This is a genomic window from Georgenia wangjunii, from assembly GCF_036421975.1.
GTDB classification, from domain to species: Bacteria; Actinomycetota; Actinomycetes; order Actinomycetales; family Actinomycetaceae; genus Georgenia_A; species Georgenia_A wangjunii.
In genome coordinates this window covers 431,842-449,088 of record NZ_JAZGON010000002.1, presented here as the reverse complement: position 1 = coordinate 449,088, position 17,247 = coordinate 431,842, and the positions used below count along the sequence as shown (strand labels likewise).

The following is a 17,247-nucleotide window of genomic DNA, read 5'->3' as shown; positions in this document are numbered from 1 at the left end:
GCCACGCGGGACGATCCGTCCCGCTGCCCGCGTTCATGCGGATATCGTGGGTTGATCGGCAACCTTTCCGATCACTGCCACTGGAGTCAGTATGGACGAGTTCCGCGTTCCCCTTCGCGTGACGACCGACCCTTCGACGAGCATCAGCGACCTGCTCCTCGAGCACGCCCGCGCGACGCCCGAGAGGATCCTCCTCGAGGAGCAGGTCGACGGCGCCTGGCGCCGGCACAGCGCCTCGGCCGTCCTCGCGCTCGTCGAGGCGACGGCGAAGGGGCTCATCGCGGCCGGTGTCGGGCGCGGCGACCGCGTGGGCATCATGTCCCGCACCCGGTTCGAGTGGACCGTCCTCGACTTCGCCATCTGGCACGCGGGAGCCGTCCCGGTGCCGGTGTACGAGACGTCTTCGGCCGACCAGACGCGCTGGATCCTCGCGGACTCGGACGTGTGCGCCGTGGTCGTCGAGAACGCCGGGCACGCCGCGGTCGTCGAGGAGGCCCGGAACGAGGAGGGCGGCCTGCCGAACCTGCGTCGTGTGTGGGAGATCGACGGCGGCGCTCTGACGCAGCTCGCCGAGGAGGGCGCCGGCGTCACCGACGCCGAGCTCGAGGCGCGGCACGCCTCGGTCGGGCTCACGGACCTCGCGACGATCATCTACACGTCGGGGACGACCGGGCGGCCGAAGGGCGCCGAGCTCACGCACGGCAACTTCGTCGAGCTGAGCCGCAACGCCGTGGCGGACCTCGCCGTCGTCGTCTCCTCGCCGGGCGCGCGCACCCTGCTCTTCATGCCCCTCGCGCACGTCTTCGCGCGCTTCGTCGAGGTGCTCGCCGTCGCCGCCGGTGTGGCGCTGGGGCACACCCCTGACACGAAGGCACTCGTGGCGGACATGGGGACGTTCAAGCCGACGTTCATCCTCTCGGTCCCCCGTGTCTTCGAGAAGGTCTACAACGCCGCCGAGCAGAAGGCCGCCGCCGGTGGCAAGGTCAAGATCTTCCGCTGGGCCGTGCGCGTGAGCATCGCCTACTCCCGCGGCCTCGACGCCCCCGGCGGGCCAGGGGTGCGCCTCAAGGCCCTGCACAAGGTCGCGGACGCGCTCGTGCTCAAGAAGCTCCGCGCGGCGCTCGGCGGCAACGCCACGTACGCCATCTCCGGCGGCGCCCCGCTCGGCGAGCGCCTCGGCCACTTCTTCCGTGGCGTCGGGCTCGTCGTCCTCGAGGGGTACGGGCTCACCGAGACCACCGCTCCGCTCAACGTGGGCCGGCCGGACACCGTGAAGATCGGCACCGTCGGTACGCCGCTGCCCGGTACGGCGATCAAGATCGCCGAGGACGGGGAGATCCTCGCCTCCGGCATCCCCGTCTTCCGCGGCTACCACAACAACCCCGAGGCGACGGCGGAGGCCTTCGTCGGGGAGTGGTTCCGCACGGGCGACCTCGGCTCGATGGACTCCGAGGGCCACCTGACGATCACCGGCCGCAAGAAGGAGATCATCGTGACCGCGGGCGGCAAGAACGTCGCTCCCTCCTCGCTCGAGGACCCGCTGCGGGCCCACGCCCTCGTCTCGCAGTGCGTCGCCATCGGCGACCGCCGGCCGTTCGTCAGCATGCTCGTCACGCTCGACACCGAGATGCTGCCCGGCTGGCTCAAGTCGCGTGGCAAGGAGGACATGCCCGTGAGCCAGGCCAAGTCCGACCCGGACGTCCTGCAGTCCATCCAGCAGGCCATCGACCGGACCAACGCCAAGGTCTCGCGCGCCGAGTCGATCCGTAAGTTCGCCATCCTCGACGACGACTTCACGATCGAGAACGGCTACCTCACCCCCTCGCTCAAGGTGAAGCGGAACCTCGTCCTCGCCGACCAGGAGGCGACGATCGAGAAGCTCTACGCCGACGCCGCCGCCGAGCGGACCACCGGCTCCTGAGCCCGGGTGGGCGGGCCGCCCGGCCTGCCCACCCGGTCCTCGGCCGGCTGAGCGCCCGCCCCCGCCGGCACCATCCGCAGCGGCGGGACGAGCCCCGAGCCGGCGAGGACCGCGATCGCCGTCCGCTCGTCCTCCCCGAGGTCCGCCCCTGCCTCCCACGGCGACGGCGGGCCGCCGCACCCCGGCAGGTCGCCGGAGCCGGCCCAGCCACCGTGCGGCGGGTGCGCCCCCGCCCGGCCTGCGTCCTGCGACCGGTCCCCGGTGCCGGCCGGTGCGTGCGGCGCGCCCGCGGTGGCCGCTCCCCCTCCGGCGGCGGTGCCGGCCGCGCCCGGCGGGGCGAGCGCCCGGGGGCGGCCCGGGGCCGCAGCCGGTGGCCCCAGCGGGATCGTCAGGAACGTCACGACACAGTCGTCGCACGCGATGTCCTTCATCGTGCAGCTGTCGCAGTCGATCATCATGGCGCTGACGCTAGGCCGACCCTCTGACATCGCCGCCCGTCCCGGTCCACGTCGGTCCCTCACCGGCGAGGCTCGACGCCGATGTCGGTGCCGGGACGTAGGTTCCAGGCGTGGCAGCACAGACCTTCCTCGCACCCCCGCCGGGCGCTCGGCTCCCTCTCGAGGACGCCACCCGGGCGGCGGACGGCGTCCCGCTCCAGCTCGGGATGGACGAGCTGGGCAGCTCGCTCGCGGAGACGACGTTCGTCGTCGTCGACCTCGAGACGACGGGCGGCTCGCCCGCGAGCGCGGAGATCACGGAGATCGGGGCGGTCAAGGTGCGCGGCGGGGAGGTCCTCGGGGAGTTCCAGACGCTCGTGGACCCGGGCACCTCGGTCCCGCCCATGATCACCGTGCTGACGGGCATCACCGACGCCATGCTCGTCGGTGCCCCCCGGATCGAGGAGGTCCTGCCCGCCTTCCTCGAGTTCGCCGGGCTCAGCGGCGGCACCGTCCTCGTCGCGCACAACGCCGCGTTCGACGTCGGCTTCCTCAAGGCCGCCGCCGCCCGCATGGACCTGTTGTGGCCCGGCCCGCCGGTCGTCGACACGGTCAAGCTCGCGCGCCGGGTCGTCACCCGCGACGAGGCGCCCAACAACAAGCTCGGGACCCTCGCCGCGCTCTTCGGCGCCACCACCAGCCCCGACCACCGCGCCCTCCACGACGCCCGGGCCACGGTCGACGTCCTCCACGCCCTCCTCGGCCGCCTCGGTCCGCTCGGGGTCACCCACCTCGAGGACCTCCGCACGGCGAGCGACCCCGTCCCGCACAAGCGACGGCGCAAGGCCCACCTCGCCGACCACCTGCCGTCCGGTCCCGGCGTGTACCAGTTCCTCGGCCCGCGCCGCGAGGTGCTCTACGTCGGCACCGCCGTCAACCTGCGCCGCCGCGTGCGCTCCTACTTCACGGCGGCCGAGAAGCGCAGCCGGATCGGCGAGATGCTCGACATCGCGCTCGAGGTCCGCGCCGTGCCCTGCGCCACCCCGCTCGAGGCCGCGGTCCGCGAGCTCCGGCTCATCGCCGCGGAGGACCCTCCGTACAACCGCCGCTCCCGCCGCCCGGAACGGCGCCCGTGGGTGCGCCTCACGGACGAGGCGTTCCCCCGCCTCAGCATCGTGCGCACCCTCGCGGCGGAGGAGGCGGACCGTGCCATCGGTCCCTTCAGCTCCCGCCACGCCGCCCAGGCCTGCCTCGAGGCCCTCCAGGAGGCCTTCACGCTGCGCACGTGCACCGGGCGCCTCCCGCGCGTCCCGCGGCCTGGTGCGAACGCGTGCGTCCTCGCCGAGATGGGACGGTGCGGCGCGCCGTGCACGGGCGCGCAGGGCGTCACGGACTACGCCGGCATCGCGGCCGCCGTCCAGGCGTGCCTGACCGCGGACGCCAGCCCCGTCGTCGAGACGATCCAGGCGCGGATCGCGGCCCTCGCGACGCAGGAGCGCTACGAGGAGGCCGCGGTGCAGCGGGACCGCCTGCGCGCGTTCCTCGTGGGTGCGCGCCGGTCCCAGCGGCTGCGGCCCCTGTGGCGCTGCGCCGAGCTCGTCGCCGCTCGACGCGGGACCGACGGCGGGTGGGAGGTCGTCCTCATGCGCTACGGCCGCCTCGCCGGGACGTGCCTCGTCCCTCGCGGGTACGACCCCATGCCCGCCATCGAGGCGCTCGTCGCGACCGGGGAGGTCGTCGCCGCACCGACGACGGCTATGGGCGCGGCCAGCGCGGAGGAGACCGAGCTCCTCGCGGACTGGATCGAGGACCCGGCCACACGGCTCGTGCGCCTCGCGCCCGCCGACGCCCCGTTAGCCTGCCCGGTCCAGGGCGCGGCCCGTCACCCGCTCCCGCCCCGCGGCTGAGCGAGGGCGTGCGCGTGGTAGATCATGGGGGCCGGTGCCTGCCGGCACCGCCGCCGACGAAGGAGAGACCATGCTCACCGCAATCGTCCTGATCGACGCCGACGTCGCCCGCATCCCCGAGGTGGCCCAGGAGGTCGCCGAGCTCGACGGGATCAGCGAGGTGTACTCGGTCACCGGGGACGTCGACCTCATCGCCATCGCCCGGGTGAGCCGTCACGAGGACCTGGCCGGCGTCGTCGCCGACCAGATCGGCAAGGTCGAGGGCGTACGCGGGATGCGGACGTACATCGCGTTCCAGGCCTACTCCAAGCACGACCTCGAGGCGGCGTTCGCCATCGGCCTCGAGGACTGAGAGCCCGCCACCGCTCGATCCGGGCGCGGGCACGGTCTGCCCAGGCGCGCCGGCCGCGGCGGCCCGGTCGGTTCACCGTCGGACCCGACCAGGGCCGGCAGACCGCCTGGCCCGGCCGCCGCCGGCCGACCGTCAGGCCCGGTCGACCGTCAGGCCCGGGAGGCGCTGAAGGCGGCCCAGCGCGCGAGGACCGCGGCCGCGAGGCCCTCGTCGAGCGAGCGGGCGGCGTGGCCGAGACCGGCACCCAGGCGTGCGACGAGGTCACCGCCGTCGGGCCCCGTGCCGGGCAGGGTGCCGTCGGCGACGAGCGCGGCGGCCGCGTTGAGCATGACGGCGTCGCGGACGGGACCGGTCGCGCCGGCGAGGATGTCGCGAGCGACCTGGGCGTTGAAGGTCGCGTCGGCACCACGCAGGTCGTCGATCGTCGCGGTCGGCATGCCGAACGCCTCTCGGGCGTCGACCCGGTGCTCGACCACCTCGCCGCCGCTCACGTGCCACACGTGCGCGGGCGCCGTCGTCGTCAGCTCGTCGAGACCGTCGTCGCCCCGGAAGACGAGGGCCTCGGTGCCCCGCGCCGCGAGCACGCCCGCGACGAGCGGAGCGATCCGGCGGTCCGCGACGCCGATCGCCGCTGCGTGCGGGCGGCCGGGGTTGGTCAGCGGTCCGAGGACGTTGAACGCCGTCCCGACCCCGAGCTCGCGGCGCGCGATGGCCGCATGGCGCATCGAGGGGTGGAAGGTCTGGGCGTAGCAGAACGTGATGCCGACCTGTCGGAAGGACTCCTCGACCTCGGGCACGCTGAGGTCGAGGCGGACACCGAGCGCCTCGATGACGTCGGCCGAGCCGGACGCCGAGCTCGAGGCGCGGTTGCCGTGCTTGACGACGGGCACGCCCGTGCCGGCGATGACGAGGGAGGCCATCGTCGAGATGTTGACGGTCCGCGCACGGTCGCCGCCCGTGCCGACGATGTCGACGGCGCCGGCGGGCACGTCGATCGGCACGGCGTGGGCCAGCATCGCGTCGGCGAGGCCGGTCAGCTCCTCCACCGTCTCGCCCTTGGTCCGCAGCGCCACGAGGAACCCCGCGAGGACGACCGGGCTCGTGAGGCCGGACATGACCTGGTCCATGGCCCACTCGGTGTCCGCGGAGCCGAGGTCCTGCCCCGCCATGAGGGAGGAGATGAGGTCCGGCCACGTGGGCCCGGCGTCGGCGCCGCTCACGTCACCGCTCAACTCAGCGCCCCTGACCGCGCAGCAGCCGCGCGACCGCTTCCTGGAGCTCGAGCGGGTCGAGCGGGGCCGCGACCACGCCGTCGGCCTGCGACCACGCCGCGAGCCACGCGTCCTGCGGGCGCGCGGTGAGGATGAGGACCGGCGGGCAGGCGTACAGCTCGTTCTTCAGCTGGCGGCTGATGGCCATGCCGCCCGCCTTGGCCGCCTCGCCGTCGAGGACGAGGAGGGCGAACCCACCCTGCCCGGCCTTGTCCACGACACCCGCGTGGGTGGCGGCCTCGGTCCAGCGGATGAGCGGCAGGTCCTTGGCCGCGCGGCGCCCCACGGCGCGGCGCACCTCCTCGCGCGTCGCCACGTCGTCGCTGTACAGGAGGACGTCCACGACCTCCGTCGGCGCCTGGGTCGAGGCGTCGGTCTCCACGGGCGTCATCGTCGTCCTCCAAGAGTCTGGCCGGTCGGTGCTCGCGCGACGGCGGAGCCGCGCGCTGATCCCTCCGCATCGTAGTGGCCACGGGCGCGGCGGATGCCCCCGGCCGCGGCGTGGTCGCCCGGTATGCCGGGTTCGGCCGGGCACGGGCGCAGGGCCGTAGGTCACAGCTCGGTGACGGGACGCAGGCCTCAGGCGCACCATCCCGCCGAAGTGTGACGCCGGGGACCACGGGGGGCGCGCCACGCCCCCGGGCGGAGTGGCACCCCCGGCCACCTTTCAGGCAATAATGGCGCTCGTGTCGTCCACAACGGCTGCCCCCAGCGCCCCTCACGTCAGTGTCACCCGACCCAACGCGGTGTCGGTAGGCACCATCGTCTGGCTGTCCAGCGAGCTCATGTTCTTCGCCGGGCTCTTCGCGATGTACTTCACCCATCGTTCTGTCTCCGCGGACATCTGGCCGTCGGAGAGCGGGCTGCTCAACCTGCCGTTCGCGCTGGCGAACACGACGGTCCTCGTCCTCAGCTCGGTGACGTGCCAGATGGGCGTCTTCGCCGCGGAGCGTTTCCAGGCGCGCCGGACCGGGTCGCTGCTCAACGTCCGCGGCTGGGGCCTGCACGAGTGGTTCACCCTCACGTACATCATGGGCGCCGTCTTCGTGGCCGGTCAGGTCTACGAGTACGCCGAGCTCGTCGAGCACGGGCTGACGATCGGCTCCAGCCCGTACGGCTCGGTCTTCTACATCACGACCGGCTTCCACGCACTGCACGTCATCGGCGGACTCCTCGCCTTCCTGTTCGTCCTCGGGCGCTCCTTCACCGCGAAGCGGTTCGGGCACCTCGAGGCCACGAGCGCCGTCGTCGTCTCCTACTACTGGCACTTCGTCGACGTCGTGTGGCTGGCCCTCTTCTTCATCATCTACTTCCTGCGTTGACCCCAGCGCTCCCCGCACCGCACGCACCGCACCGCCCGAAACGAGGAACATCACTGTGAAGGCACTCGCCGCCGGCAGGAGGCACCGGTTCGCGCCGGTCGTCCTCATGCTGCTCGCCCTCCTGCTCACCGGAGCGGGCTACGCCGCGCTTGCGCCGGGCTCGGCGAACGCCTCGACGGCGACGGCGGACGACGTCGCGACGGGCGAGGCGCTGTTCACGTCGAACTGCTCGACGTGCCACGGCCTCGACGCCCAGGGCACCGACATCGGCCCGTCCCTCATCGGTGTCGGCGCCGCCTCGGTCGACTTCCAGGTCAGCACCGGACGCATGCCGATGGCGATGTCCTCGCCCCAGGCCGAGCGCAAGCCCCCGACGATGGACGCCGAGCAGACCCGTCAGCTCGCCGCCTACGTCGCGAGCCTCGGCCCCGGCCCGGCGATCCCCTCCGAGGCGCAGGTCGACCCGGAGGACGGCAGCGCCGCGCGCGGCATGGAGCTCTTCCGCACGAACTGCTCGATGTGCCACAACCCCGTGGGCGCCGGCGGCGCGCTGAGCGAGGGCAAGGTCGCGCCCCACCTGTACGACGCCACCCCGACGCAGATCTGGGAGGCCATGCGCATCGGCCCGCAGTCGATGCCCGTCATCAACGAGGCGGCGGTCGACGACCAGGGTGCGCGCGACATCATCGCCTACGTCATGGAGCAGCGGGAGACGGCTCCCGGCGGCATCCAGCTCGGCAGCCTCGGACCGGTGTCCGAGGGCCTGTGGGTGTGGATCGTCGGCATGGGCCTCCTCATCGCAGCGGCAGTCTGGATCGGAGCGAAGTCCTCGTGAGCAGTGAGAACCGTCCGTCGGACGCCGTGACGCCCGCCGCCCGGGAGGCGGAGGGCACGACGCAGGTCGCGCGCGGCCACGGCAACCTCCCCGAGCGCTTCGAGGACCCGGGCCTGCCCGAGCACGAGCACCGGATGTCCGACCGCGACCCCAAGGCCGCCAAGCGCGCCGAGCTCCAGGTCGTGGCGATCTTCGGCATCTCCATCGTCGCGACGATCGTCGCGCTGTGGGGCTACTTCGCCATCCCGCTCGACTCGACGCTCGGCAGCGTCCAGCTCTCCACGCTCGTGCTCGGCCTCGGTCTCGGCATCGGCATGCTCGGGATCGGCGTCGGGGCGGTCCACTGGGCCAAGTCCCTCATGTCGAACGTCGAGCACGTCGAGAAGCGCAAGCACATCGGCTCGAACCCCGAGATCCGGGAGACCGCCCTCGCCGCGCTCGACGTCGGCATCAAGGACGCGAACGTCGGCCGCCGGCCGCTCCTCCTCGGCGCCCTCGCCGGTGCGGTCGCCCTCGCGCCGCTGCCTTTCCTCGTCCCGCTCATCGGCAACCTCGGTGGCGACTGGAACGTCGGCGCCTTCCGCCACACCGCGTGGCGCGAGGGCCGCCGCCTGGCGACCGATCCGGACGACACGCCCATCCGCGCCGCCGACGTCACCATCGGCTCGGTCTTCCAGGTCATCCCCCACGGACTTCCCGAGGAGGAGCACTACCTCGAGGAGAAGGCCAAGGCCATCGTCATCATGACGCGCCTCGACCCGCGGGAACTCACCGAGGCGGAGGACCGTCTCGACTGGTCCTATGACGGGATCGTCGCCTACTCCAAGGTCTGCACCCACGTCGGCTGCCCGGTGGCGCTGTACGAGCAGCAGACGCACCACCTGCTCTGCCCCTGCCACCAGTCCACGTTCGACATCGCCGACGGCGCCAAGGTCGTCTTCGGCCCCGCCAACCGCCCGCTGCCGCAGCTGCCGATCACGGTCGACGACGAGGGCTACCTCGTTGCTCGCAGCGACTTCCACGAACCTGTCGGCCCGAGCTACTGGGAGCGCCTGAAGTGAGTACCACGACCAAGGCGCCCATCGGCGCGGCGGCGGACTACCTCGACACCCGGGTAGGCGCCGGCAAGCTCGTCAAGGAGTTCGCCCGGAAGGTCTTCCCGGACCACTGGTCCTTCATGCTCGGCGAGATCGCGCTCTACAGCTTCGTCGTCCTCCTGCTCTCCGGCACGTTCCTCACGATGTTCTTCGTCCCGAGCATGGGGCACGTGACGTACCCGGAGGACGCGTTGCCGGTGACGATGCAGGGCGTGGGCATGTCGGAGGCCTTCGCCTCGACGCTGCACATGTCCTTCGAGGTGCGCGGCGGCCTCCTCATGCGCCAGATCCACCACTGGGCCGCGCTGCTCTTCATGGCGTCGATCGTCACGCACATGATGCGCGTGTTCTTCACGGGCGCCTTCCGCAAACCGCGCGAGCTCAACTGGGTGGTGGGCTTCACGCTCCTCATCCTCGGCCTCGCGGCCGGCTTCTCGGGCTACTCCCTCCCCGACGACGTCCTCTCCGGCAACGGCCTGCGCATCGCCGACGGCGTCGCCCGGTCGATCCCGATCGTCGGCTCGTACGTCTCCTACGGCCTCTTCGGCGGCGAGTTCCCGGGGACCGAGATCATCCCGAGGCTCTTCACCGTCCACATCCTCCTCGTGCCGGGTGCCATCCTTGCGCTCGTGGCGATCCACCTCGTCCTCGTCGTCGTGCACAAGCACACGCAGTTCCCCGGCCCCGGGCGGACCGAGAAGAACGTCGTCGGCTACCCCGTCCTGCCGGTCTACGCGGCCAAGGCCGGCGGCTTCTTCTTCGTCGTCTTCGGGGTCCTCGCCCTCATGGGCGCGACGATGTCCATCAACCCGGTGTGGATCCACGGCCCGTACGACCCGACGCCGGTCGGCGCGGGCGCGCAGCCGGACTGGTACATGCTCTTCCTCGAGGGCGGCCTCCGGCTCATGCCGGGCTGGCCCGAGTTCGAGATCCTCGGGTACACGCTCTCGCTCAACATCCTCGTCCCAGGCGTCATCATCCCGGGGATGCTCTTCGGCTTCCTCGCGCTCTACCCGTTCGTCGAGGCGGCGGTGACGAAGGACCGCGGCGAGCACCACCTGCTCGACCGGCCGCGCAACGTCCCGACGCGCACGGCGCTCGGCGTCGCCTTCCTCACCGCGTTCATCGTGCTGGCGATCGCCGGCTCCAACGACATCCTCGCGACCCACTTCGAGCTGTCGATCAACGGGATCACATGGGCGCTGCGGTTCGCCTTCCTCCTCGGCCCGTTCTTCGCCTTCTGGGCGACGAAGCGCATCTGCCTCGGTCTCCAGCGCCGGGACCGCGAGCTCGCGCTCCACGGGCACGAGACGGGACGCATCGTGCGGATGGACTCGGGCCAGTACCTCGAGGTCCACAAGCCGCTCACCGACGAGGAGCGCTGGGTGCTCGTCCAGCACCACGCGAACCGCCCGCTCGAGATCGGGCCGGCCGAGGACACCAACGGCGTGCGTCGACCGGGCCACGCGCTCGACAAGCTGCGCCAGCGTGCCTCGCGGTTCTTCTACGAGGACCGCGTCGAGCCCGTCACACCGAGCGAGCTCGCGGCCGCCCACGCAGACCACGAGCTGCCGGCCCGGGACGAGCGGCCTGAGCTCGACGCGGGTGACCCGCACGCCGGTTCCGAGAAGACCGCTGCGGCGGTCGGCGCGCCGAACCCGCGTGAGACCCCGTAGGTTGGTCATGGCGGTCCGCGCGCCGGGGCCAGAGCACGACCACCCCGCTGCGCGAGCGGACCGACGCAATGAGACGCCACCGCGCGTCGACACCACGAGGAGGACACATGGCTGAGTACACGCTTCCGGATCTGCCTTACGACTACAGCGCCCTTGAGCCCCACATCTCGGGCAAGATCATGGAGCTGCACCACGACCGCCACCACAAGACCTACGTCGACGGCGCGAACACCGCGCTCGCGAAGATGGCTGAGGCGCGGGAGACCGGCAACCTCGACGCGGTCAACCTCTACGAGAAGAACCTCGCGTTCAACCTCGGTGGCCACGTCAACCACACCGTCTTCTGGGAGAACCTCTCCCCCGACGGCGGCGGCGAGCCCGACGGCGAGCTGGCCGCGGCGATCGCCGACCAGCTCGGCTCGTTCGAGGGCTTCAAGAAGCACTTCTCGGCGAACGCCACCGGCATCCAGGGCTCCGGCTGGTCCGTCCTCGCGTGGGACAGCATCGGCCAGAAGCTCGCCATCTTCCAGCTGTTCGACCAGCAGGGCAACGTCCCGCTCGGCCTGACGCCGATCCTCATGCTCGACATGTGGGAGCACGCCTTCTACCTCGACTACCTCAACGTCAAGGCGGACTACGTCACGGCGTTCTGGAACATCGTCAACTGGCAGGACGTCTCCGCGCGCTTCACGCGTGCGCGCACGCAGACCTCCGGCCTCATCGTCGCCGGAACGCTCTGACGCCCCCCACGCGCCGCTGACAGGGCCCGCCGCACCTCTCGGTGCGGCGGGCTTCGTCGTCCCTGAGTGGTGAGGGGTGGCCCGGGGCTCGAGGGCGGGAGCTCGAGTGGTGAGGGGTGGCCCGGGCGCTCGAGGGCGGGAGCTCGAGTGGTGAGGGGTGGCCCGGGCGCTCGAGGGCGGGAGCTCGCCCGAGAACGCGGAGGGGCTCACTCGTCGGCGGCGCGGACCAGGGATGCCTCCCGGACGCCGCAGGGCCCGGTCACCGTGCGGTGACCGGGCCCTGGCTGGTGCGTCCCGCGCGGGGGAGCGTCAGTGCGCGTGCTGCCCGCGGGAGAACTCGGTCAGCTGACCGGCGATGCCGACGACGCCGATGACGAGGGCGAGCCCGAGCATCCACCACGCGTCGACGGCGGGGCCGAGGAAGGCCAGGGAGGCCGAGATGCCGAGGACGAGCGGCCACCAGCTGTGCGGGGAGTAGACGCCCACCTCGCCGGCGTGGTCCTCGACCTCGGCCAGCGGGTCGTCCTCCGGGCGGGGGTCGATGCGCCGGCTGACGATCCAGAAGTACGCGGCAACGAGCAGGTACAGCCCCGTGAGCAGGAGCAGCGCCGTCGTCCCGACCGGCTCCCAGTCGGCGACGAAGCCGTAGACGAGCGCGATGGGGAGGAAGAAGATCGGTCCGGCGGCGAAGAGCCAGAGCTCCACGCGCATGGGCGCCGCCGAGACGGGCTGCTCGCCCGGCGTCGTCTTCGAGCTGTCCTGGCTCCGCTCGTTCGACCTCATCGGCGACCGCCCTCCTCGTCATCGCGCGCCTTGCGGCGCCGTCCCTTGGCGTCGTCCTCGCGCTCGAGGACGGCTGTCCTGCCGCCCCGCTGCTCAGCGGCGCCCTGCTCGACGTCCGCTTGGCGTCCGGTGCGCTCCGCGTCGCCGTAGACGGCCTCGAGGATGCCCTGGTCCGGCTCGGCGTGGTCCATCGCGGCGACCTCCGGGTGGTGGAGGTCGAATGCCGGCCGCTCCGAGCGGATCCGGGGCAGCGAGGTGAAGTTGTGACGCGGCGGCGGGCAGCTCGTCGCCCACTCGAGCGAGTTCGAGAAGCCCCACGGGTCGTCGACGAACACCGTGCGCGGGGTGCGCGCGGTCTTGTAGACGTTCCAGAGGAAGGGCAGCGTCGAGAGCGTGAGGAGCGTCGCGCCCGCCGTCGAGACCTGGTGCATGGTCGTGAAGCCGTCCTCGACCATGTAGTCGGCGTAGCGGCGCGGCATGCCCGCGGCGCCCAGCCAGTGCTGGATGAGGAACGTCGTGTGGAACCCGACGAAGAGCATCCAGAAGTGGACCTTGCCGAGGCGCTCGTCGAGCATCCGCCCGGTGAACTTCGGCCACCAGAAGTAGAAACCGGCGAACATCGCGAACACGACGGTGCCGAAGACGACGTAGTGGAAGTGCGCGACGACGAAGTACGAGTCGTGCACGTGGAAGTCCATCGCGGGGCTGGACAGGATGATGCCCGTCAGGCCGCCGAAGAGGAACGTGACGATGAACCCGACAGACCAGAGCATGGGTGTGTCGAACGTGATCTTCCCGCGCCACATCGTGCCGATCCAGTTGAAGAACTTCACGCCCGTCGGCACGGCGATGAGCATCGTCATGAGCGCGAAGAAGCTGAGCATGACCCCGCCGGTCGTGTACATGTGGTGGGCCCACACGGTGACCGAGAGCGCCGCGATGGCGATGGTGGCGAAGACGATGCCCTTGTAGCCGAAGAGCGGCTTGCGCGAGAAGACCGGGATGATCTCGGAGATGATCCCGAAGAACGGCAGCGCGATGATGTAGACCTCGGGGTGCCCGAAGAACCAGAACAGGTGCTGCCAGAGCAGCGCTCCGCCGCTCTCGGGGTTGTAGATCTGCGCGTTGAGGATGCGGTCCGCGGCGAGGCCGAAGAGCGCGGCGGCGAGCACCGGGAACGCCATGAGCGCGAGGATCGACGTGATGAGGATGTTCCACGTGAAGATCGGCATCCGGAACATCGTCATGCCGGGCGCGCGCATCGTCACGATGGTCGCGATGAAGTTGACGGAGCCGAAGATCGTCCCGAAGCCGGTCATCGCGAGCCCGACCACCCACAGGTTGCCGCCCAAGCCGGGCGAGAACGCGATGTCGGACAACGGCGTGTAGGCGGTCCAGCCGAAGCTCGCCGCACCCTTGGGGGTGAGGAAGCCGGAGATCGTGATGAGGCCGCCGAAGAGGAACAGCCAGAAGCTGAACATGTTCATCCGCGGGAACGCGACGTCCGGCGCACCGATCTGGAGCGGCACGAGGATGTTGCCGAACCCGACGAACAGCGGCGTCGCGAACAGCAGCATCATGATCGTGCCGTGCATGGTGAAGAACTGGTTGTACTGCTCCTTCGACTGCATGAGCATGCCCGGTGCGAAGAGCTCGATCCGGATCGCCATGGCGAGCAGCCCGCCGAAGAGGAAGAAGCCGAAGGAGGCGATGAGGTACATGTACCCGATCGTCTTGTGGTCGGTCGACGTCACCCAGTTGATGACCGTCTGGCCGAGTCCCTGCCGCTTGGGCCGCAGCCCGGGGACCGTCTCGACGCGGCTCTCGTCCGTGGTCGCCATCAGACGTTGCCCCCCTCGCGCTCGTTGATGTGGTAGACCCGGTCGAGCTCCTCGCCGAGGACACCCACGTTGCCCGCGTCGCGCAGGTCGTCCATGTGGGCGTCGTAGGTCTCGCGGTCCACGACCTCGACGTTGAAGAGCATCTCGGCGTGGAACTCACCGCACAGCTCGGCGCACTTGCCCTGGAAGGTGCCCTCGCGCTCGGGCGTCACCTGGAAGGTGTTGGAGTAGCCGGCCATCGCGTCGATCTTGAAGAGGAACGCCGGGATCCAGAAGGAGTGGATGACGTCGCGGGTGTCGACCGTGATCTCGACGCTCTCGCCGACCGGCAGGTACAGGGTGGGCAGCGTCTCCTCGACACCCGTCTCGCCGGTGAGCCTGACCCGGTCGCCGGCGAAGTAGACGCCGTCGTCGAGGTAGTTGAAGTCCCAGCTCCACTGCTTGCCGTAGACCTGGATGTGGACGTCGGCCTCGTCGTTGGTGTCGACGATCTCGCCGGTCACGCGGCTGCTGTAGAAGAAGAGCACGCCGACCATGAGGATCGGGATGACCGTGTACATGAGCTCGAGCGGCACGTGGTAGCGCAGCTGCACCGGCAGCGTGTTGTCGTCCTTGCGCTTGCGGTAGGCGACGACGCACCAGATCGTCAGGCCCCACACGAGGACACCGACGATGAGCGCGGCGACCCACGCCCCGTTCCAGTGGTCGATGATCGTCCCGGTCATGTTGGTGACGCCCGGCTCGCTCGGCAGGAAACCGTTCTGCACCGTCTCGGCCGAGCACCCGGCAAGGAGGAACGCCACGCCGGCGGTGAGAAGCAGCAGACGCGGCGTTCGCCTGGTGCTCGAGGACGGAGATCGCACGTTGAGGAACCTTCCGACGCGACACTTGCTGTGGTGACCCGGGCATTCCGGACGCCCGCCATTCCGGGACTCCCGTCCCGGTCCGTCACCTTACCGTCCCGCGCGACGGGCGGCCTACGCGCGTCGCGGGCGCGTCGGTTCCGTTACCCATGCGTGACCCGACACCCCGCTCTCGCGGTCCTCGAGGTGGCCTCGCGGCCCCGTCTGGTCGCGCCGCCGGCCTGTCAGGCAGGCCTGGTGCCAGGCGGTCGCGTCAGGCGGTCCCGCGGCCCGTCCAGGCGGCCTGGCGCCGCCCACGAGGCGCGGTGGCCGGCGAGCCGTCCCGGGGACGGCGAACGCGCAGCGGGTGGGGTGCCGTGGCACCCGCACCCGCTGCGCGCCGGGGACTGCGGTAGGTCAGCTGCTCAGTGGAACGAGTCGCCGCATGCGCACGAGCCACCGGCGTTCGGGTTGTCGATCGTGAAGCCCTGCTTCTCGATGGTGTCCGCGAAGTCGATCGTCGCGCCCGCGAGGTAGGGGACGCTCATGCGGTCGACGATGACCTCGACGCCGGCGAAGTCGCGCACGGCGTCGCCGTCGAGCATCCGCTCGTCGAAGTAGAGCTGGTAGATGAGGCCGGAGCAGCCACCGGGCTGGACGGCGACGCGCAGGCGCAGGTCGTCACGGCCCTCCTGCTCGAGCAGGGCGCGGACCTTCGTCGCGGCGACGTCGGTCAGCTCGATCTCGTGGGTGGGGGTCTCGGTCTCGACCGGTGCTGTGGTCTCGCTCATCGTGATCTCCGCATCGTCATGGGGGTCTTCGTGGGGTGAACACCCCGCGGGGGCGATGTTGTTCCCGCGACCCAGCCTACGACGCGGTCGACCACGTGCGAGCCAGGCGCTCTCCCCACCCCTCGAGCGCGTGCAGGCCAGCCGCGCCAGGGTCCGGACCAGTCCCCGCCACCTCGTACGTCCCGCTGATCCCCGCCCGCGCGGCCTCCCGGCGGCTCACCTGGACCTCCTCGGCGAGGACGACGACGGGCAGCCCCTCCCCGAGCGCCGCCTCGGCGACCGTGGCCACGGCGGAGCTGACGAGCGCCTCGGAGTCGAGCAGCGTGGTGCCCGTGACGACGACGTCCGCGCGACCGACCGCGCCCGGCAGGTCGATCGCGCGGCTGACGACCTGCGCGCCGGGCAGGACCCGCGCGCCGAGGAGCTGGAGGGCGAGGGCCGCTCCCCCGCCGGCGCCGGAGCCGTCGGCCCGGGCGGCGCGCCCCACGCCGAGCGCCCGGGCGGTGGTGGTCGACCCGGGCGCCGTCGCCGCGGCCGGGGCCCCGGCCGACCCGGCCGCCGAGCCGGTGGCGAGCACCGGGCGCAGCGGCGGCAGCAGCGCGGTCGCTCGTTCGAGGGCGTCGGCGAGGTGCCCGACCGCCCGGTCGACCTCCTGCGCCTCGGCGGGACCGATCCCGGGGCGCGCGGCGAGCTGGGCCCCGGCGCCGTGGAGGCCCTGGAGCGGCGCCGTGCTCGCGACGGCGAGGACGACGTCGCGTCCGGCGAACAGGTCCCGGACCACGCCGAGGTGCGCGACGTCGTCGCGGCTGGCCGCGCCGAGCCCGAGCCCGCCCCCACGCAGCACGCCGGGTGCGTCGCAACCCCCGGCGAGGGCCGCGAGCATGCCGGCACCGGCGTCGTGCGTCGACGCGGCCCCGAGGCCGACGACGACGCGGCTCGCCCCGGTGGCGAGCGCCGCGAGGAGGAGCTCACCGAGCCCCACGCTCGTGCCCTCCTCGGCGTAGCGGCGGTCCTCACCGTCGGGCACGAGGTGCCGACCGAGCGCCTGACCGGCCTCGACGTAGGTCGTCCCGCCCGCGCTGCCCGGCACGTGGAGGAGGGTCGCGAGGACGGGCTCGCCGAGCGGACCGGTCGCGGTGAGCGGCACGAGGTGCCCGCCGGCGGCGGCGTGGACGACGTCGATGAGGCCGGCGGCCCCGTCGGACATCGCCCGCACGTCGACCTCGTCGCCCGGGCAGCGGCGCAGCCACCCGCGGCGCAGCGCGGCGGCGGCCTCGACCGCGGTCAGCGGGCCCGCGAAGCGGTCAGGGGCAAGGAGGATACGCACGCGGCCATTGTCTCCCCGCTCGCCCGCGGGCCGGTGCAGGCCCGGCCCCGCCGCCCCGTCCGTCGCGGGCCGAGCGGGTGAGCCAGGCCCGGTCGGGCGGCGCGC

The 17,247-nt window shown here is 71.9% G+C and carries 16 protein-coding genes; 8 read left to right on the top strand and 8 right to left on the bottom strand.

The features are described 5' to 3' along the window. Positions 1 to 91 precede the first annotated feature (91 nt). Positions 92 to 1,921, top strand: a complete 1,830-nt coding sequence (locus V2J63_RS05995; protein ID WP_331230096.1) for an AMP-dependent synthetase/ligase — start codon at positions 92 to 94, stop codon at positions 1,919 to 1,921. Here the strand turns inward: V2J63_RS05995 and V2J63_RS05990 are convergent. Beyond that, positions 1,882 to 2,379 (bottom strand): hypothetical protein, encoded by a 498-nt coding sequence (locus tag V2J63_RS05990; RefSeq protein WP_331230095.1) that lies wholly within the window; start codon positions 2,377 to 2,379, stop codon positions 1,882 to 1,884. The two genes, V2J63_RS05995 and V2J63_RS05990, sit on opposite strands and share 40 nt — an antisense overlap. A 110-nt stretch (positions 2,380 to 2,489) precedes the next feature. On the opposite strand from V2J63_RS05990, the gene V2J63_RS05985 reads away from it, so the two are divergent. Beyond that, positions 2,490 to 4,265 carry a DEDD exonuclease domain-containing protein gene (locus tag V2J63_RS05985; RefSeq protein ID WP_331230094.1) on the top strand — a complete coding sequence of 592 codons (1,776 nt, stop codon included), beginning with the start codon at positions 2,490 to 2,492 and terminating at the stop codon, positions 4,263 to 4,265. 70 nt (positions 4,266 to 4,335) lie between these two features. After that, the gene (locus V2J63_RS05980) at positions 4,336 to 4,617 is read left to right on the top strand and encodes an Lrp/AsnC family transcriptional regulator (RefSeq protein ID WP_331230093.1); all 282 of its coding nucleotides are present in this window, start codon (positions 4,336 to 4,338) and stop codon (positions 4,615 to 4,617) included. A 149-nt stretch (positions 4,618 to 4,766) separates the two neighbouring features. On the opposite strand, the gene trpD is transcribed toward V2J63_RS05980, so the two are convergent. After that, positions 4,767 to 5,849: an anthranilate phosphoribosyltransferase gene (gene trpD, locus V2J63_RS05975; protein ID WP_331230092.1), complete on the bottom strand. Its 1,083-nt coding sequence runs from the start codon at positions 5,847 to 5,849 to the stop codon at positions 4,767 to 4,769. Position 5,850: 1 nt separating this feature from the next. Then, positions 5,851 to 6,279 (bottom strand): response regulator transcription factor, encoded by a 429-nt coding sequence (locus tag V2J63_RS05970; RefSeq protein ID WP_331230091.1) that lies wholly within the window; start codon positions 6,277 to 6,279, stop codon positions 5,851 to 5,853. A gap of 286 nt (positions 6,280 to 6,565) precedes the next feature. On the opposite strand from V2J63_RS05970, the gene ctaE reads away from it, so the two are divergent. The 5 genes from ctaE to V2J63_RS05945 all read left to right on the top strand — a co-directional run bounded on the left by ctaE (position 6,566) and on the right by V2J63_RS05945 (position 11,558). Then, positions 6,566 to 7,210 carry an aa3-type cytochrome oxidase subunit III gene (ctaE, locus tag V2J63_RS05965; RefSeq protein ID WP_434056284.1) on the top strand — a complete coding sequence of 215 codons (645 nt, stop codon included), beginning with the start codon at positions 6,566 to 6,568 and terminating at the stop codon, positions 7,208 to 7,210. Positions 7,211 to 7,265: 55 nt separating this feature from the next. Continuing rightward, positions 7,266 to 8,045, top strand: coding sequence for a cytochrome bc1 complex diheme cytochrome c subunit (qcrC, locus tag V2J63_RS05960; RefSeq protein WP_331230089.1), 780 nt, complete (start codon positions 7,266 to 7,268; stop codon positions 8,043 to 8,045). Further along, on the top strand, positions 8,042 to 9,106 hold the full coding sequence (gene qcrA, locus V2J63_RS05955) for a cytochrome bc1 complex Rieske iron-sulfur subunit (protein ID WP_434056283.1): 1,065 nt from the start codon (positions 8,042 to 8,044) through the stop codon (positions 9,104 to 9,106). The genes qcrC and qcrA overlap by 4 nt, the downstream gene beginning before the upstream one ends. Continuing rightward, positions 9,103 to 10,818, top strand: a complete 1,716-nt coding sequence (qcrB, locus tag V2J63_RS05950) for a cytochrome bc1 complex cytochrome b subunit (RefSeq protein WP_331230088.1) — start codon at positions 9,103 to 9,105, stop codon at positions 10,816 to 10,818. The genes qcrA and qcrB overlap by 4 nt, the downstream gene beginning before the upstream one ends. 107 nt (positions 10,819 to 10,925) lie before the next feature. Further along, complete coding sequence (locus tag V2J63_RS05945) at positions 10,926 to 11,558, top strand: superoxide dismutase (protein ID WP_331230087.1); 633 nt, start codon at positions 10,926 to 10,928, stop codon at positions 11,556 to 11,558. Between the two features lie 309 nt (positions 11,559 to 11,867). Here V2J63_RS05945 and V2J63_RS05940 read toward each other — a convergent pair whose 3' ends face one another. From V2J63_RS05940 to V2J63_RS05920, 5 genes are all read right to left on the bottom strand, one after another. Next, positions 11,868 to 12,341: a cytochrome c oxidase subunit 4 gene (locus tag V2J63_RS05940; protein WP_331230086.1), complete on the bottom strand. Its 474-nt coding sequence runs from the start codon at positions 12,339 to 12,341 to the stop codon at positions 11,868 to 11,870. Continuing rightward, positions 12,338 to 14,182 carry an aa3-type cytochrome oxidase subunit I gene (gene ctaD / locus V2J63_RS05935; protein WP_331230085.1) on the bottom strand — a complete coding sequence of 615 codons (1,845 nt, stop codon included), beginning with the start codon at positions 14,180 to 14,182 and terminating at the stop codon, positions 12,338 to 12,340. The genes V2J63_RS05940 and ctaD overlap by 4 nt, the downstream gene beginning before the upstream one ends. After that, positions 14,182 to 14,985 (bottom strand): aa3-type cytochrome oxidase subunit II, encoded by an 804-nt coding sequence (gene ctaC, locus V2J63_RS05930; RefSeq protein ID WP_331230084.1) that lies wholly within the window; start codon positions 14,983 to 14,985, stop codon positions 14,182 to 14,184. The genes ctaD and ctaC overlap by 1 nt, the downstream gene beginning before the upstream one ends. A gap of 464 nt (positions 14,986 to 15,449) precedes the next feature. After that, complete coding sequence (gene erpA, locus V2J63_RS05925; protein WP_331230083.1) at positions 15,450 to 15,815, bottom strand: iron-sulfur cluster insertion protein ErpA; 366 nt, start codon at positions 15,813 to 15,815, stop codon at positions 15,450 to 15,452. A gap of 76 nt (positions 15,816 to 15,891) precedes the next feature. Continuing rightward, positions 15,892 to 17,142: a glycerate kinase gene (locus V2J63_RS05920; protein WP_331230082.1), complete on the bottom strand. Its 1,251-nt coding sequence runs from the start codon at positions 17,140 to 17,142 to the stop codon at positions 15,892 to 15,894. Positions 17,143 to 17,247: the final 105 nt, after the last annotated feature.

What these genes read in the sequence shown, in the direction of transcription:
- V2J63_RS05970 (WP_331230091.1), bottom strand. Translation starts at nt 6,279, where the DNA reads ATGACGCCCGTGGAGACCGACGCCTCGACCCAGGCGCCGACGGAGGTC.
- V2J63_RS05940 (WP_331230086.1), bottom strand. Translation starts at nt 12,341, where the DNA reads ATGAGGTCGAACGAGCGGAGCCAGGACAGCTCGAAGACGACGCCGGGC.
- V2J63_RS05980 (WP_331230093.1), top strand. Translation starts at nt 4,336, where the DNA reads ATGCTCACCGCAATCGTCCTGATCGACGCCGACGTCGCCCGCATCCCC.
- V2J63_RS05995 (WP_331230096.1), top strand. Translation starts at nt 92, where the DNA reads ATGGACGAGTTCCGCGTTCCCCTTCGCGTGACGACCGACCCTTCGACG.
- erpA (WP_331230083.1), bottom strand. Translation starts at nt 15,815, where the DNA reads ATGAGCGAGACCACAGCACCGGTCGAGACCGAGACCCCCACCCACGAG.
- V2J63_RS05990 (WP_331230095.1), bottom strand. Translation starts at nt 2,379, where the DNA reads ATGATGATCGACTGCGACAGCTGCACGATGAAGGACATCGCGTGCGAC.
- ctaD (WP_331230085.1), bottom strand. Translation starts at nt 14,182, where the DNA reads ATGGCGACCACGGACGAGAGCCGCGTCGAGACGGTCCCCGGGCTGCGG.
- ctaE (WP_434056284.1), top strand. Translation starts at nt 6,566, where the DNA reads ATGGCGCTCGTGTCGTCCACAACGGCTGCCCCCAGCGCCCCTCACGTC.
- V2J63_RS05945 (WP_331230087.1), top strand. Translation starts at nt 10,926, where the DNA reads ATGGCTGAGTACACGCTTCCGGATCTGCCTTACGACTACAGCGCCCTT.